Consider the following 15,529-nt stretch of genomic DNA (forward strand, 5'->3'; position numbering starts at 1 on the left):
TGGCAGCCTCCCCAATACTAACCAGTTTCCCCATAACTTGCTCTCTATATTATAGATATAATCTATCTATTATAGTAATAAATAGGTAGGTTTGTATATGTTTTATTTAACTGTTTGCAACCCTTCTTTGTTTATGTATGAGTTAAACTGAAAAATTTATTGATCTAAAAGCTGGAAGGGAAAGGTAACGACATCAAAAGCAAGGGCAAAGGGCAATAACACCAGCTTTTGCGCGGTATTAGCACCACTGCGAGAGACTTGTTGTTGCTGACTTTGGGTATAAAAACTGACCGTATAAGGTTTGCTTAAAGCGCGGTAATTAGATTGAATTAAGCTTAAATTACTCACTTGCGGATAGATAGCGCCTTTAACAGGCACACTAAAGCAAAAGCGCTGAGCATTGATGCGTTGGTCGCTGACTGAAGTACAGTCGCGGCCATTATTTTGCAAAAAGAATTGATAGTCTGAGCGCTGGAATTCATCTTTTAACTTGGCATACGACAGCTTCATTTCACCCTGAAAATAGCCATCATTGTTGGGCACATAAAAACTCATGTCGTTATCGACGTGGATATTTTTTGGCGTCATATTGCTTAATAAGCCAATCATTTCCGTCCCGCCTTGGGTCAGCACATAGCTATTTTTTTCACCGACGATGACCATGGTGGCGTTGGGCGTTTTTGGTAATGCCTTTGCAGGACGACCAAAAGCGACAATTTGGTCTTCAGACAAGATTTGCTTGCTAGTTTTGCTGCTGACGTGATTGTCACTTTCTAATAAAGAGCTGGTGGCGCAGCCTGAGCTAGCAAGCAATGCCGCAAGTGATGCGCCTGTTAATAAGGTTTTTGGGTTTAATAACTTCGATAGGGTCTGAGCATTATTATTGGGATCGATAGGCGGTATCTTTTTACTCATCATCAGGCTTCCTTGTCTGCTATACGGTTGATAATTTATCTAGCATTTAATGCCAAACATTCGTTGCTATCGTACCTTTTTTAGCGATGGCTTATCCACTCTTATTCATGATAAAAATTGCACGGGATTTTTAGCTGTTATTAATCAAGCAAAATCTTGGTGCCGCTCTTGGTAAAGTTCATCACAAACTGGCTTTTAAAGCTGCGCACATTGTTCTCGTAAGTCAGCAAATTACGGGTAAATTCATGATAATCGTTCATGTTCTTGGCATTGACCATCAACATAAAATCCGCATCTCCTGACACTTCGTAGCAGCTCATTACTCGCGGTTGGTCATGCATCAAGCGCTCAAATCGATGCTGCATCGAGGTATTGGAGCGCGACATCTCTATCATAACCACCGCCGTAAGTCCGTAACCGACCTTATTTGGGTCAACGATAGCGACTTGTTTGGTAATCACACCGCTATCTATTAATGCTTGAATACGGCGCTGAGCGGTAGCGATAGAAACGTGTACACGTTCTGCGACCGTTTTTAACGGCAAAGTCGCATCGTCCTGTAGCAAATTTAAAATCGCTTTATCGGTATCGTCTAAAATATGGCTCACAGTATCTCTTCCCTAGAAAATCACAAATATTAAGGTTTTTATTATAAATATTATTGCTATTAATCTAAATGCAAGAAAATAACTGGATTTTGGTAGTAATTGAAGTAAATTTATTCGAATAAATACTTATATAGAAATAATATCTCATAGCACCTTAGTAAAATAGACGTTATTAAACAAAGCTTATTAATAACTCCGTTTGCAAAAATAAAAACAATCGCTAAGCCTTCTAACGTCTATTTATATTTACGGTGCTTATCATGTCGAACCTAACGCCCTCTAATGTCTCTACTAATATGCTCACAGCTACCGTTTCACGCTTGCCGTTGCCTGCTGTTTGGACGGCAGGTAGCAAACAGCAACGTACATTGATAATGGGCGTGGCGCTGGCGATATTATCAAACCTGTTATTTGGTGTGCTTTATGCCTATAGCAGTTTTTTGGCGCCATTGTCAGGTACGCAAGTTTTTATCTGGCGTATGCTAGCGATGTGGGCGGCGCTAATAGGGTATTTGCTCATTAGCGGGCGTTTAGGTTTGCATGTTGATAAATTAAAGGCGCTGCGCACGGTAAAGCAGTGGGTATGGTTATTATTACCAACGCCGATATTTCTCAGTCAGTTTTGGCTGTTTATGTGGGCACCAGTTAATGGTCAAGGTGTGCAAACCGCGATGGGTTATTTTCTCTTTCCACTGATGATGGTGGTGTTTGGTTGCGTCCTATTTGGCGAAAAGTTAAGCCGTCTGCAATGGTTGGCCGTTGGCTTTGCCGCAGTCGGCGTCGGTAGTGAGATTGTGCGTACCCAAAGCGTGTCATGGGCGACATTATGGGTGTGCGGCACGTATCCTGTTTATTATATCTTACGCCGCCTACAAGGTATCGGCGCGATTACAGGTTTGCTGGTGGATTTGACCATCTTTGCACCGTTTGCCGTCGCCTATTTATTATTTGTTGCGCCGAGCAGTTTAGGATTGGTTGGCAGCTCTAGCTTTTTTATCATGATGTTGGCAGGACTTGGTATGCTTAGCGTGCTCGCGATGAAGACCAATGTTGATGCCAGTCAAATGCTCCCTGTCAACGTCTACGGTATGATGAGCTATATAGAGCCGGCGTTATTATTTATCTTAGCAATCACTGTCTTGGGCAATCCTTTTGAATCAGCGATGATTTATAGTTATGGCTTAATTTGGCTCGGAATCGCTTGCTTAATCGCGCACGGTATCCGTCAATTATGCCGTGCGCATAAAGAGTCAAAAGTGAGCAAAATAGCCCAAACGGTCTAAAATTTGCTCCGTTAAATTAATAAGTTTACCATAGCAATGTCATAAAAAAGGACGACTCAACAATATGCTGAATCGTCCTTTTTGCGTTAGATTAAAACGTATCACTTACAACGTTTTTTAATCCAAATGCTGCTTAAAGCCGCGCTGCTTATCACGCTCCCAGTCGCGGTCTTTTAGCGTTTTACGTTTATCATGCTGCTTTTTACCGACGGCAAGCGCAATTTGGCATTTCACTAAGGAGTTTTTCCAATAGCAAGATAAGGGTACGCAGGCATAGCCTTTTTGATTGACCGCGCCCATGAGTTTCTCAATTTCGCGGCGATTGAGCAGCAGCTTACGGGTACGGATGCTATCAGGGCTGACATGCGTTGAGCTTGAAAGCAGCGGCTGAATATGGGCGCCAAACAAGAACGCCTCATTATTACGAAAGATAATATATGCTTCGGTAATGGTCATTTTACCAGCGCGAATGGCCTTCACTTCCCAGCCTTGTAACGATAGACCTGCTTCAAAGGTTTCTTCAATAAAATACTCGTGACGAGCTTTTTTATTGGCACAGATTTGATTGTCAGGTTTTTTTGATTTTTTTGACATAATTTCTCCATAAGGACTTTTATATACATGGTTTGTATAAATTGTCCCTGTCTAACTGTTCCTCATTCTAGCCCTTAAATGTAGATATTTTTTTTACCTATTAAGAGCGATGAGTCGAACCGACTATTGTAGCAAAGCGCACAGCGAAAAGGTAAATCGGCTGTTAGGACAAATGTAGCAGATAAGTAGGAAGTTTGAGCAAAATTTGCTAGCATATGGGTCATTATCATTAACCATATTAGCCCTGTTATGAGCCTTCCTGCTACTTCATCAAAATTGCATACCAAAATTTTATACCCTGGTACCTTTGACCCGATTACCAACGGTCATGTCGACTTGGTTAAACGCGCGGCTAAATTGTTCGATGAGGTCGTCATCGCCGTGGCCTCTGGTCATCACAAAAAACCTTTATTCGACTTTGAAGAGCGCGTGCATTTGGTCGAGACGGTATTTACGGATTTGCCGCAAGTGTCGGTGATTGGTTTTGAAGGCTTGCTGGTCGATTTTATGCGCGAAAAAAATGCCACCGCCGTATTACGGGGTCTGCGCGCGATGTCAGACTTTGAATATGAGTTTCAGCTGGCCAATATGAACCGCGAGCTTGATGAGAATTTTGAAGCGGTATTTTTAACGCCGTCGCAAAATTACTCGTTTATCTCATCGACTATGATTCGTGAAATTGCCAAACTTGGCGGCGATGTGACGAAATTTGTGCCACCTTGCGTCTCAGAAGCTTTTATAGAAAAACTCAGCAGCTAACATTTAGTGAAACGATTACTAAGTTAAGCTTTAATGATGAGTTGGTGGTTTAATATTAAGCATAATCGTAAGCCACGGACGTAATCATTTTTTATCAACTGCTAGCAAATAAGGAGCAGTTTATGGCGTTATTAATTACCGATGAATGCATCAATTGTGATGTCTGCGAGCCTGCTTGCCCAAATGAAGCCATCTCAGAGGGCGATGATATTTATGTCATCGACCCTGATTTATGTACAGAGTGTGTCGGTCATTTTGATGAGCCGCAATGCGTGGTCATCTGTCCTGTCGACTGTATCCCGCATGACCCAGACCACGTCGAAACCCAAAGCGATTTATTGGCAAAATACAAACGCATTACTGGCAAATAAAAAATGAAGAGATCTGACCGCTCAACGAGTAGCCTTTCAACCAGCGATTTCGACCAACAGCACCTTTGGCATCCTTATGCCAGCTTGCCGCCCACCTATCCTAATATCGTCATCGACCATGCCGAAGGTATTTATATCGTTACTAACGATGGCATACGCCTGATTGACGGCATGTCGTCATGGTGGGCGAGTATCCATGGCTATAATCATCCAGTGCTCAATACAGCGATGATTGCACAATTAGGCAAAATGGCGCATGTGATGTTTGGCGGCTTGACCCATCAGCCAGCCATAGATTTAGGCAAAAAATTATTATCCATTGTCCCTGATGGTCTTGATGCGATATTTTATGCTGATAGCGGCAGCATTGCAGTCGAAGTGGCGCTAAAAATGGCGCTGCAGTATCAAATTGCAGCCGGATGTACTAATAAAAACCAATTTGCCTCGACCCATTCTGGCTATTATGGCGATACCTGGCATGCAATGAGTGTCTGTGACCCAGTCGGCGGCATGCATAGCCTGTATGGTAAACAATTGCCTTTGCAGCATTTTGTCCCTGCACCGCCATTAGGATTTGAGCGTGAGCTGGCTCAAAATGAGCGTGATGAATTAACCACGTTTTTTGCTAAACATAGCGCTCAGCTTGCCGGATTTATTATTGAGCCTATTATTCAAGGCGCAGGTGGTATGCGCTTTTATAGTCCAGAATATCTACAACTATTACGCCGATTGTGTGATGAAAATGACGTACTGCTCATTGCTGATGAAATCGCCACTGGGTTTGGGCGTAGCGGCAAGCTATTTGCTTGCGAACATGCCAATATTAGTCCTGATATTATGACCATTGGCAAGGCGCTAACAGGCGGCTATATGACCTTTGCAGCGACCCTCTGTACCCGTGAGGTTGCCGAAACCATTAGCCAAAGCGACTATCCAGCCCTGATGCATGGTCCGACCTTTATGGGTAATCCGTTGGCCTGCGCAGTCGCTTGTGCATCGATTGATTTAATCTTGTCTTATGATATCGAATCGCGTACGGCAAATATGCAAACTATCATGGATGAGCAGCTAGCCACAGCGGCAAATTTAAATGGCGTTGCGGATGTTCGTTGTTTAGGCGCGGTCGCTGTGATTGAGCTAGATGAGGCGGTTGATATGCCAGTTTTTCAATCTTTGCTGATTGACAATGGCATTTGGGTCAGACCCTTTGGCAAATTGGTCTATATTATGCCGCCTTATGTCATTAGCGATGACGAACTGGTGACGTTGTGCCAAGCGCTCCTAACTGTCGTCACTATTTATTTGGGTCAAATGTCTACGACCAACAGAGTTTCGCTATGAGTGTGCTATTTATCTCCGGCATTGATACCGATATTGGCAAGACTTATGCCACAGGTATGATGGCGAAAGCGCTGATGCAGCAAGGCATTAGCGTCATCACTCAAAAGCTGGTACAAACAGGCGTTAGTATCGATTCAGCTAGTGGTAAAATGAATATTGCAGATGATATTGTCACTCATCGTCAATTAATGGGAATTCCATTGCAGCCTTGTGATTTAGACTTTACCACTTGTCTGTATCGTTATGAAAAACCCGCGTCGCCGCATTTATCTGTCAAGCTTGCTAACGACGTTCTAGACCCCAAAGTCATCACTAAAACTACGCAGCAATTGCAACAAAGCTACGACGCGGTACTATTAGAAGGCGCTGGCGGGTTACTGGTACCAATCACTGAACAACTATTAACCTTGGATTATATTGCTGAGCAAGACTATCCAGTTGTGTTGGTAACCTCAGGGCGGCTTGGTAGTATAAATCATACTTTACTGAGTTTAGAGGCGATTAAAGCGCGCGGCTTAACGCTGCATAGCGTGATTTATAACCATATTCATGATAATGCCGCTCAGACAGATGATGAGATTGCCAATAGTACGATTGATTATTTAAAAAACTACTTAGCGCGCCATTATCCAAACAGCTATTGGTTACAAATGGCGCAACAAACAAATAGCACTATAGGTAATGATAGTTTAGCTTTACCGCTAGATTTTATTTAAACGCTTTTATTTAAATGGTTTTATAACAACAAATAAATAAGCGCAAAACACTTTCCACACCTGATACTAATTTTGCTATACTAGCGCGCTTGGTAGACTAGGCGATCGCCGCTGCACACTGGCAACAGATGCGCAGGGGAGGAAAGTCCGGGCTACATAGGGCAGCGTGCCAGCTAACGGCTGGGCAGGGTAACTTGACGACAAGTGCAGCAGAGAGCAGACCGCCTTTGGTGTCGCAAGACATTATCGGTAAGGGTGAAAGGGTGCGGTAAGAGCGCACCGCGTGAATGGCAACATCTCACGGCAGGGTAAACTCCACGCGTAGCAAGACCAAATAGGCATCGATATGGCGCGGCCCGCGTTCGATGCGGGTAGGTTGCTTGAGCGTATCAGCGATGATACGCCTAGAGGAATGATCGTCCACGACAGAACCCGGCTTATCGGTCTACCAACTTTTTTGTTTTGCGGTTCGTTTTTATCGTTAGTATTATGCATATTTACCGTTAATTTGGATGAAATGCGTATTTTTCGCAAAAAATGCTAATTAGGGGTTGACGCAAGTCCTCTCTATCGGTATTATACCGAGCCTTAAATGGCGATGTAGCTCAGCTGGTTAGAGCGCACGACTCATAATCGTGAGGTCAAGAGTTCAAGTCTCTTCATCGCCACCATATTTAGTAAGACCAGCAGTAATAAAATGCCAATCATCTTATGATTGGTTTTTTTTTGCCTGATTTTTGCTTGCTGACAAAATCAACTTACTTTATAGCGGAAAACTGCTAGAATACCTTCGTATGCCTGCGCGTCATAAAAGTTAGTCATTTGCGCTGTGGGCATATCAATTGCGGCAATACAGTAGGTACTTAATCTGTCTCTTTTGGCGTATTGGCCAGTATGAGCTATAAGTATGTATTCGACGGTTGCCATCTGACACTATGTATATCCGTTATTCAATCCTCCATTATTTAGTAGGCGCTTTGTGACTGCATTAGCCAATATTCGTAACTTTTCTATTATTGCCCACATTGATCACGGCAAGTCGACCCTTGCTGACCGTTTTATTCAAATGTGTGGTGCCTTGCAAGATCGTGAGATGCAGGCGCAAGTTCTTGATTCTATGGACATTGAGCGTGAGCGCGGCATCACTATTAAAGCTCAGTCTGTGACCTTGTTTTATGATCATCCTAACGGTGAGCGTTATCAGCTAAACTTCATTGATACGCCCGGTCACGTCGATTTCTCTTATGAGGTCTCACGCTCATTAGCGGCTTGCGAAGGCGCGCTATTGGTCGTTGATGCCGCACAAGGCGTTGAAGCACAGTCGGTTGCCAACTGTTATACCGCTGTTGACCAAGGCTTAGAGGTGATGGCGGTTTTAAATAAAATTGACTTGCCGCAAGTTGAGCCTGAGCGCGTGATTCAAGAGATTGAAGACATTATCGGTATTGATGCTGTTGATGCGCCGCGCGTCTCAGCAAAATCCGGTCTTGGTGTCGATAAACTGCTAGAAGCCTTGGTTGAATTTATTCCTGCGCCAACGGGCGACCGTGATGCACCGCTACAGGCATTGATTATCGACTCATGGTTTGATAACTATCTGGGCGTGGTGTCTTTAGTACGTGTGCGTGAAGGAACGATTAAAAAAGGCGATAAGCTGTATATTAAGTCGACCAAAGAGGCGCACTTAGTGGGCTCAATTGGTGTCTTTACCCCGAAACCTGTAGACACAGGTATTTTACAAGCGGGCGAAGTAGGCTTTGTTATCGCAGGAATCAAAGATATTGCTGGTGCACCTGTTGGTGATACGATTACCCATGCCAGTACGCCTGATGTTGAGCGCATTCCTGGATTTAAGCAAATCACGCCGCAAGTTTATTCTGGTATGTTCCCAGTAGATTCTAGTGATTTTGAAAAATTCCGTGAAGCGCTGCAAAAACTACAGATTAATGATGCGTCGCTATACTTTGAGCCTGATACCTCCGACGCGCTCGGCTTTGGTTTTCGCTGTGGCTTCTTAGGCATGCTGCACATGGAGATTATCCAAGAGCGTTTAGAGCGTGAATATGACTTGGATTTAATCACCACCGCGCCGTCGGTTATTTATGAGATTGAAAAGAAGAACGGCGAAGTCATTTACGTAGATAACCCGTCAAGATTGCCTGAACCAAATAATATCGAAGAGTTCCGTGAGCCAATTGCCCGCTGTCAGATTTTAGTGCCGCAAGATTACTTGGGTAACGTTATGACACTATGTATTGAGCGCCGCGGCGTCCAAGTCGATATGCGTTTTATGGGTCGTCAAGTGCAGTTGATTTTTGATATTCCGATGGGCGAGGTGGTCATGGACTTCTTTGACCGCCTAAAATCAGTGTCACGCGGATTTGCGTCGCTCGATTATAATTTCGAGCGCTATCAAGCTGATAAATTAGTCAAAGTTGACGTCCTCATCAATGGCGATAAAGTCGATGCCTTAGCGATGATAGTACACCAAGATCAAGCGCGTTTCCGTGGCAATCAGCTGGTTACTAAAATGAAAGAATTGATTCCACGTCAGATGTTTGATGTGGCGATTCAAGCGGCAATTGGCAGTCAAATTATCGGTCGTAGTACCGTCAAAGCCATGCGTAAAGACGTCCTAGCGAAGTGTTATGGCGGTGACGTCTCACGTAAGAAAAAGCTGCTCTCAAAACAGAAGGCTGGTAAAAAACGTATGAAGCAAGTGGGTAACGTCGAGATTCCACAAGAAGCCTTCTTGGCCGTCTTGCAGGTTGATAATTAAACGTTCATTATCTTTTAAAAGATAAAAACACAGCAATATTCGGCATAGACAGCTTTACTGCAACCGTGGTTTGATTTTCAGCTCGTTAATAGGCAAATTCGTATGGATTTTGATTTTAATTTAATTTTAGTGCCATTAACCCTCGGCTTAGGTATTATTTGGCTATTAGAGAAGCTGACGCTCAAACAGCGTAAAACCCGCGGTCGCGGCAAAGAAAGCTTACTGGTACGTTGGGCGTATGATTTTTTCCCAGTGTTGGCGGTGGTGTTAATAGTGCGCTCGTTCTTGATTGAGCCGTTTAATATTCCTTCATCGTCGATGGTGCCAACCTTGTACACGGGTGATTTTATCGCGGTCAATAAATACGCGTATGGCGTACGTCTGCCGCTGACTTATAATAAAGTGCTTGATACAGGCGCGCCTGAGCATGGCGATGTGGCCGTTTTCCGCTACCCAGAAAATCCAAGTATTTACTATATTAAGCGCGTGATTGGCTTGCCGGGCGATACCGTCAGTTATAATCAAGGGACACTTGCAATTAATGACACGCCAGTTCCTACCAAAGCGGTCAATTTTGACGCCGATGCTGAGCTGACCTCACAGCTATATCCAGCCGGCCAAGTGGCACCCGGACAGGTCTTGAGTGAAGACAATGCCATACGAATGGGGCAGCAAGAAGAAAGTGAGGCAAAGTACTTTGAAGAGATTCAAGGCGACAACAAACACTTGGTTCGCTATTTAGCGGATATGAATAGCTCGCAGTACGCGCCGTTTTTACAGCAAGAATCGCCGGAAGTGGTCAGCTCTGAAGGCACAGAGTGGCGTATCAAAGTGCCAGAAGGTCATTACTTTGTAATGGGTGACAACCGCGACCGTAGTGCTGATGGACGTTTTTGGGGTTTTGTGCCCGATGATAATTTAGCGGGTAAAGCGGTCTATATTTGGATGCATAAACCGCCCGGTCTTAACTTACCAACCTTTAAGCGCAATGGTAGTATTGATTGATATTATTGCTGCGTTAAAGAGTAACGCTCGCTAAAGAATAATGCTGTGCTAAAGAATAATGTACCGATAATAGTTTGTGCTAATATGATGGTTGTTTGATAAAAACCATCATATTAAAGGTGGTTAACAAGACAGTTTTCTAAATATGGCAGTTTACCTATAGCAACTTACCCCTTGAGAGGTCTTATGGTGCAGCAGTTATCTGGTTTGTCTTCGCAGCGCGGCGCTAGTGTAACGAGTGTCGTTTTTATCATTATCGTTTTGGGCGTGGCGGCTAAATTGCTCGTCGCTATTGCACCAGCGCAAATTGGCGATTACCAATTGACAAAAACCTTAAGTGCGCAGCTTAAAGAGTCCAATGCCAATAAAGAAACGGCCAAGCAGTTTGTAGAGCGCGTGAATAAGCAGCTGTCTATTAACGCCGATTATGATACCAAAGCAGAAGAAGTGTTTACTTTTACCGATAAAAAACCAGGTCAGCTGGCTATTCATAAAAAGTATGAAACCACCAATAATTTTTTTGGTAATATCGATATCGTTAATCGCTTTGAAGGCGACATTGATGCTACTACTGCTGAATAACTTAACTATTAAAGCTTATATATCAGAACTTAAAGCGTTAAAATCAAAGTAATAAAGTACTTTGTTATTTTTAATTTTCTAACCAATTTCTAAAACACTGGTATTTCATTATATTTACCACTGAAAAAAAGGGATACACACAGACCACGCATGAAACCAACTTCGCAGTCTCCTCAGGCGGTTCCCAATCCCCATAAAAATAGCGTGTCTGATGACACGCTTATTATTAGCGCAGAATTTATTCAACGGTTAGCGATCTTGTCGCGCAAGTTGGGCTATGTGTTTAATGATTTAAGCTTGCCTAAACTGGCGCTTACCCATCGTTCCTTTGATAGTAAGAAAAACTATGAGCGCTTGGAGTTTTTGGGCGACGCTTTATTAGGGATGATCGTCGGTGAAGCATTGTATCACCGCTATCCGACGCAAAATGAAGGCCGTCTGACGCGCATGCGGGCAACATTGGTACGGCAGGAATCGCTTGTGATTATTGCGCAAAACTTAGAGCTGTCTAATCATTTGATATTGGGCGTTGGTGAGCGAAAAGGGGGCGGGCGCAATCGTGCTTCCATCTTGGCAGATGCGGTAGAGTCATTGATAGGCGCTATTTATTTAGACAGTCAAGATATGGATATTACCCGAGCGTGCGTGCTATCGTGGTATGGTGATCTCATAGACAATGTCAGTGACCAAAAAGCGCTAAAAGACGCTAAAAGCCGATTACAAGAATGGCTGCAATCTAAGCAGTTTGACTTGCCACATTATGAGCTGATGGAAACCCGTGGTAACGCTCCGCACCAAATCTTTGTGGTGCGCTGTCAGGTTAATATAAATAATTGCCCTGATATTACCGAGTCTGGTGAAAGCCGCCGTATCGCTGAGCAAAAAGCAGCAGAATTAATGATTAATCAGCTACATAAACTGCCAGGACAGCCAAAAAGACGTACCTAGTTTTTTAAAGCTAATTTTTTAAAAACCATTTTCTCTAATGCTAAATTCGATGGTTTTAATAAATGATTTCAATGAGTCGTTTTTTGAAATAACTTTTAACATGATCAGTTTTATGTCGCCTTTCTTTAAACAATTAATAAGTGGCATAACTGATGACAACCTCCAAGGATTAATCCATGAGCAATCAGCATGACTTGCCATTAAATAATGAAGATAATGCCAAAAATATGACCGAAAACCCAGATATGAGTTCAAGCCAAAATGCGACTGCAGCAAATGGCGTTGTACAAGATGACGGGCAGAAAAACAACGTCAGATTAAACGATACCAATCTAAAAGTTGATAACACCGAAGATACGACGTTAGATAATGATACGACGATAGAAGAATTCTTTTCATCAAATAACAATGCCCATGTCGCTGAAGGTTTTAAAGCCGGTTATGTGGCGATTGTTGGTCGCCCAAATGTGGGTAAATCAACTTTGATGAACCATTTATTGGGTCAAAAGCTGTCTATTACCTCGCGTAAACCGCAAACTACCCGCCACCGTATCCATGGCATTTTGTCTAATGACGAGATGCAAGCGGTGTTTGTTGATACCCCAGGTATTCATCGCAATGAGGTACGCGCTATCAATGAGCGTATGAATAAAGCAGCCGTCTCTGCATTGGTTGATGTTGATTTGGTGTTATTTGTGGTTGATTCAGATCAGTGGCGTGATGACGATTTGTTGACCCTACAAAAGCTTGGCGATACCAATCTGACCGTAGTATTGGTGATTAATAAAGCCGATACGCTAAAAGATAAAGGTAGCGTGTTACCACTGATCGAAACGTTTAATGAAAGTTTTGATTTCGCTGATATCGTTCCTGTTTCTGCTTTAAAAAATCAAAACCTAGACCGCTTGCAAGAAGTGATAGCCTCGCATTTGCCAATCGCCGACCCTATCTATGATAGCGAGCAGATTACCGATCGCTCAGAGCGTTTTTTAGCCAGTGAAATTATTCGCGAAAAAATCATGCGTAGTGCCGGTGATGAAGTACCTTACGATTTGACAGTACAGATTGATGGCTTTAAAGACGAAGCGGCGCATATTGACCCCAAAACTGGCCGTCCGCGTAAAGCGGTCACTTTTATCGATGCGACCATTTATGTTGAGCGTAGCGGACAAAAAGCGATTGTCATTGGTGATAAGGGTCAGCGTATCAAACAAGTAGGCATGGATGCACGTAAAGACATGGAACAGCTGTTTGATAAAAAAATCATGTTAACACTGTGGGTGAAAGTGAAACGCGGCTGGTCTGATGATGAGCGCGCTTTGACCAGTTTAGGATATTAAGCACGATTAAAAAAGCATGGTGGGTAGATGTTTACCGCCATGTATCTATATCACCACGGCTGAGGTAATAATCCATGCGTAATGAAGCGTTAATCGGTTATTTATTACATCAGCGCCCCTACCAAGAAAAGCGCGCCTTATACTATCTGTTTTCTCAGCAACATGGTGTCATCCATGGCGTTGGCAAAAAAGGCGCGCCGCTTTTTATGCTCCTGCAACTTTTTGCCAGTGGTAAACGCGATTTAAAAACATTCACGCAGATTAATATCGCGCCATTAAGCTTGATTCAAGATTCAGTAGCACAAATAGCCCAAAATTCTTTAGCACTAAAAGACAGTAACGTAAATCTAGCCCAGACGCTGCATCATGAAAATATCAGCGGACAACATCAGTATGCAGCCTTGTATTTAAATGAAATACTGTGGCGACTATTACCCACCGAAGATCCCATGCCAATATTATGGCAACACTACCAAAATAGCCTACAGCAGCTTAAGCAGCCTTTAACTGCCGATGAGCTGCGTCTGTGTTTGCGTCAGTTTGAAGCGTATTTATTCAACGAATTGGGCTTTGCTCTAACCTTAAAATATGACAGTTTAGATCAAGCTATCGAGCTCGACACCTGGTACCGTTTCCTACCTGATGTGGGCTTAGTGCCTATTGTTCATGATGACGATGAGATAGCTGTTACACAAAACATTTTTAAAGGTAATGAGATTTTATCGATGGCAGAGCAAGGTTTATCTACCTCAAATCTCAATGCATGGTCGCGTTTGCATCGACAATTGATTGATCATTTGCTCGATTATCAGCCTTTACAAAGTCGCTTACTTTGGCAGCAGCAACAGCGCTATCAATCTTAACTTAAGCGTAAAATACCAATATTCTATAAACTATTTTTTAGTAAATTACTTCAATATGTATAAAAGGATTTTTTTATGACTAATGCAACAGTAAAGACTTCCAACTTAGCACAAACTTCAGAAAATGCCTTAAAAAAGCCTCTGTTAGGGGTAAATATTGACCATGTAGCGACCTTACGTCAGGCTCGCGGTGTCAGTTACCCTAGCCCCTTGGCGGCTGCTCTGCTATGTGAGCAAGCTGGAGCTGATGGTATCACCATTCATTTGCGTGAAGACCGCCGACACATTCAAGACACTGACGTTTATGAGATAGCTGAGCAGCTAACCACCAGAATGAACTTGGAGATAGCAGCAACGGCTGAGATGCTAGAGATTGCTCGTCAAGTTAAGCCGTATTGGGTATGTCTAGTACCTGAAAAACGTGCCGAATTGACTACCGAAGGCGGACTTGACGTTGCAGGGCAGGTAGCTTGGCTAACAGATTATGTTAGTAAATTACAAGCAGTAGGTATCAAGGTTTCTTTATTTATTGATCCAGAAGACAAGCAGATTGCGGCAGCGGTAAGCTGTGGGGCAGATGCAATTGAATTGCATACTGGTGCTTATGCGGAAGCGGGTTTAGCAGGTAATATCGCTAAAATGAATGATGAGCTTACTCGAATTAAGCAAGCTGTGCAAACCGCGCAACATGCTGATCCCAAGCTTTTGGTTAATGCTGGTCATGGTTTGACGCGTGATAATGTCCACGCTATTGCGCAAATTGATGGTATATATGAGCTAAATATCGGACACGCTCTTATTGCTGATGCTGTTTTTGTGGGGTTAGAGCAAGCGGTTATTATGATGAAATCCGCTATGCGTCAAAATATTTAAACACCTAATGTCGTAATTTCTATTGTCCACAATCAGTAGGGTGGCTTGCATTAGGCTTATAAGTAATGCCTCCGCCTTGGTTGAATGAGATTTGATACATGGCATGATTATAGGTTGAGGTTGGACAGTACTTAATATGTCCGAAATGGCCGCGAGGTTTACCGCTATCGCCCCAGAATTTAGTGTAATGGCGATTATTTCCTACCCGTAAATACAAGGTGCTGTATTTAGGTTCTAAAGCCTGTTCTTCTAGCAGGTCATCAACTCCTAAGTCGAAGTTTTTATTATTATTTGCATCTAAAAATAATAATAGCTTCTTATAGCTGTCTCTATGACATGTAGCGCCGTCATTAGAAAGACAAACCAACAAGTTTTGTCTTCTAATGTGGCTTTCAGCTTTCGCTAACTTTAGCGTATTTTTAATTTGGCTCTCGATACGTTTTGCTTCTATGCTTGCTAATTGCTCTAGAATATAGGGCGTCGCAATCATTACTATAATAACCCCAGTTCGGGATAAGCCAGTGCTTAAGTTGTTGATACTATTTGTATAAT

The 15,529-nt window shown here is 43.0% G+C and carries 16 protein-coding genes, 1 tRNA gene and 1 other RNA gene; 14 read left to right on the forward strand and 4 right to left on the reverse strand.

Annotated elements, in window-relative coordinates; translation table 11 throughout:
- Positions 1–156: 156 nt before the first annotated feature.
- A complete protein-coding gene (locus JFC07_RS05205) occupies positions 157–918 on the reverse strand; it encodes a YidX family protein (protein WP_227678265.1) in 762 nt (253 codons plus the stop codon).
- 137 nt (positions 919–1,055) lie between these two features.
- Positions 1,056–1,523, reverse strand: coding sequence for an Lrp/AsnC family transcriptional regulator (locus JFC07_RS13340; RefSeq protein WP_191691167.1), 468 nt, complete (start codon positions 1,521–1,523; stop codon positions 1,056–1,058).
- Between the two features lie 260 nt (positions 1,524–1,783).
- On the opposite strand from JFC07_RS13340, the gene rarD reads away from it, so the two are divergent.
- Positions 1,784–2,806, forward strand: coding sequence for an EamA family transporter RarD (rarD, locus tag JFC07_RS05215; protein WP_225211631.1), 1,023 nt, complete (start codon positions 1,784–1,786; stop codon positions 2,804–2,806).
- 117 nt (positions 2,807–2,923) lie between these two features.
- Here rarD and smpB read toward each other — a convergent pair whose 3' ends face one another.
- On the reverse strand, positions 2,924–3,400 hold the full coding sequence (gene smpB, locus JFC07_RS05220; protein WP_068405891.1) for an SsrA-binding protein SmpB: 477 nt from the start codon (positions 3,398–3,400) through the stop codon (positions 2,924–2,926).
- 249 nt (positions 3,401–3,649) lie between these two features.
- Between smpB and coaD the strand changes: the two genes are divergently transcribed.
- The 13 genes from coaD (at position 3,650) to JFC07_RS05285 (ending at position 14,977) form a co-directional block, all read left to right on the forward strand.
- Complete coding sequence (gene coaD, locus JFC07_RS05225) at positions 3,650–4,159, forward strand: pantetheine-phosphate adenylyltransferase (protein WP_191691165.1); 510 nt, start codon at positions 3,650–3,652, stop codon at positions 4,157–4,159.
- Positions 4,160–4,281: 122 nt separating this feature from the next.
- Positions 4,282–4,530 carry a YfhL family 4Fe-4S dicluster ferredoxin gene (locus JFC07_RS05230; RefSeq protein WP_191691164.1) on the forward strand — a complete coding sequence of 83 codons (249 nt, stop codon included), beginning with the start codon at positions 4,282–4,284 and terminating at the stop codon, positions 4,528–4,530.
- 3 nt (positions 4,531–4,533) lie between these two features.
- Positions 4,534–5,871: an adenosylmethionine--8-amino-7-oxononanoate transaminase gene (gene bioA, locus JFC07_RS05235; RefSeq protein ID WP_191691163.1), complete on the forward strand. Its 1,338-nt coding sequence runs from the start codon at positions 4,534–4,536 to the stop codon at positions 5,869–5,871.
- Positions 5,868–6,587, forward strand: coding sequence for a dethiobiotin synthase (gene bioD, locus JFC07_RS05240; RefSeq protein ID WP_191691162.1), 720 nt, complete (start codon positions 5,868–5,870; stop codon positions 6,585–6,587). The genes bioA and bioD overlap by 4 nt, the downstream gene beginning before the upstream one ends.
- Before the next feature lie 89 nt (positions 6,588–6,676).
- Positions 6,677–7,043: RNase P RNA component class A (gene rnpB, locus JFC07_RS05245), an RNA gene on the forward strand.
- Positions 7,044–7,181: 138 nt separating this feature from the next.
- A tRNA-Met gene (locus JFC07_RS05250) sits at positions 7,182–7,258 on the forward strand.
- A 308-nt stretch (positions 7,259–7,566) separates the two neighbouring features.
- Positions 7,567–9,366, forward strand: coding sequence for a translation elongation factor 4 (gene lepA / locus JFC07_RS05255; protein ID WP_068405877.1), 1,800 nt, complete (start codon positions 7,567–7,569; stop codon positions 9,364–9,366).
- Between the two features lie 102 nt (positions 9,367–9,468).
- Positions 9,469–10,371, forward strand: a complete 903-nt coding sequence (lepB, locus tag JFC07_RS05260; RefSeq protein WP_144297547.1) for a signal peptidase I — start codon at positions 9,469–9,471, stop codon at positions 10,369–10,371.
- A 186-nt stretch (positions 10,372–10,557) separates the two neighbouring features.
- Positions 10,558–10,953, forward strand: coding sequence for a DUF4845 domain-containing protein (locus JFC07_RS05265; RefSeq protein WP_191691159.1), 396 nt, complete (start codon positions 10,558–10,560; stop codon positions 10,951–10,953).
- 150 nt (positions 10,954–11,103) lie between these two features.
- Positions 11,104–11,901 carry a ribonuclease III gene (gene rnc / locus JFC07_RS05270; RefSeq protein WP_068405869.1) on the forward strand — a complete coding sequence of 266 codons (798 nt, stop codon included), beginning with the start codon at positions 11,104–11,106 and terminating at the stop codon, positions 11,899–11,901.
- 176 nt (positions 11,902–12,077) lie between these two features.
- On the forward strand, positions 12,078–13,241 hold the full coding sequence (era, locus tag JFC07_RS05275; RefSeq protein WP_227678264.1) for a GTPase Era: 1,164 nt from the start codon (positions 12,078–12,080) through the stop codon (positions 13,239–13,241).
- A gap of 74 nt (positions 13,242–13,315) precedes the next feature.
- On the forward strand, positions 13,316–14,104 hold the full coding sequence (recO, locus tag JFC07_RS05280) for a DNA repair protein RecO (RefSeq protein ID WP_198328484.1): 789 nt from the start codon (positions 13,316–13,318) through the stop codon (positions 14,102–14,104).
- 75 nt (positions 14,105–14,179) lie between these two features.
- Positions 14,180–14,977, forward strand: coding sequence for a pyridoxine 5'-phosphate synthase (locus JFC07_RS05285; RefSeq protein ID WP_198328485.1), 798 nt, complete (start codon positions 14,180–14,182; stop codon positions 14,975–14,977).
- A gap of 19 nt (positions 14,978–14,996) precedes the next feature.
- Here the strand turns inward: JFC07_RS05285 and JFC07_RS05290 are convergent, their stop codons facing one another.
- Positions 14,997–15,467, reverse strand: a complete 471-nt coding sequence (locus tag JFC07_RS05290; RefSeq protein ID WP_198328486.1) for a GspH/FimT family pseudopilin — start codon at positions 15,465–15,467, stop codon at positions 14,997–14,999.
- Positions 15,468–15,529 lie beyond the last annotated feature (62 nt).

Origin of the sequence: Psychrobacter faecalis (genome assembly GCF_016107575.1) — a bacterium.
Taxonomy (GTDB): Bacteria; Pseudomonadota; Gammaproteobacteria; order Pseudomonadales; family Moraxellaceae; genus Psychrobacter; species Psychrobacter faecalis.

What these genes read in the sequence shown, in the direction of transcription:
- JFC07_RS05230 (WP_191691164.1), top strand. Translation starts at nt 4,282, where the DNA reads ATGGCGTTATTAATTACCGATGAATGCATCAATTGTGATGTCTGCGAG.
- bioD (WP_191691162.1), top strand. Translation starts at nt 5,868, where the DNA reads ATGAGTGTGCTATTTATCTCCGGCATTGATACCGATATTGGCAAGACT.
- JFC07_RS05205 (WP_227678265.1), bottom strand. Translation starts at nt 918, where the DNA reads ATGATGAGTAAAAAGATACCGCCTATCGATCCCAATAATAATGCTCAG.
- lepB (WP_144297547.1), top strand. Translation starts at nt 9,469, where the DNA reads ATGGATTTTGATTTTAATTTAATTTTAGTGCCATTAACCCTCGGCTTA.
- JFC07_RS05265 (WP_191691159.1), top strand. Translation starts at nt 10,558, where the DNA reads ATGGTGCAGCAGTTATCTGGTTTGTCTTCGCAGCGCGGCGCTAGTGTA.
- rnc (WP_068405869.1), top strand. Translation starts at nt 11,104, where the DNA reads ATGAAACCAACTTCGCAGTCTCCTCAGGCGGTTCCCAATCCCCATAAA.
- JFC07_RS05290 (WP_198328486.1), bottom strand. Translation starts at nt 15,467, where the DNA reads ATGATTGCGACGCCCTATATTCTAGAGCAATTAGCAAGCATAGAAGCA.
- recO (WP_198328484.1), top strand. Translation starts at nt 13,316, where the DNA reads ATGCGTAATGAAGCGTTAATCGGTTATTTATTACATCAGCGCCCCTAC.
- bioA (WP_191691163.1), top strand. Translation starts at nt 4,534, where the DNA reads ATGAAGAGATCTGACCGCTCAACGAGTAGCCTTTCAACCAGCGATTTC.
- rarD (WP_225211631.1), top strand. Translation starts at nt 1,784, where the DNA reads ATGTCGAACCTAACGCCCTCTAATGTCTCTACTAATATGCTCACAGCT.
- smpB (WP_068405891.1), bottom strand. Translation starts at nt 3,400, where the DNA reads ATGTCAAAAAAATCAAAAAAACCTGACAATCAAATCTGTGCCAATAAA.
- era (WP_227678264.1), top strand. Translation starts at nt 12,078, where the DNA reads ATGAGCAATCAGCATGACTTGCCATTAAATAATGAAGATAATGCCAAA.
- coaD (WP_191691165.1), top strand. Translation starts at nt 3,650, where the DNA reads ATGAGCCTTCCTGCTACTTCATCAAAATTGCATACCAAAATTTTATAC.
- JFC07_RS05285 (WP_198328485.1), top strand. Translation starts at nt 14,180, where the DNA reads ATGACTAATGCAACAGTAAAGACTTCCAACTTAGCACAAACTTCAGAA.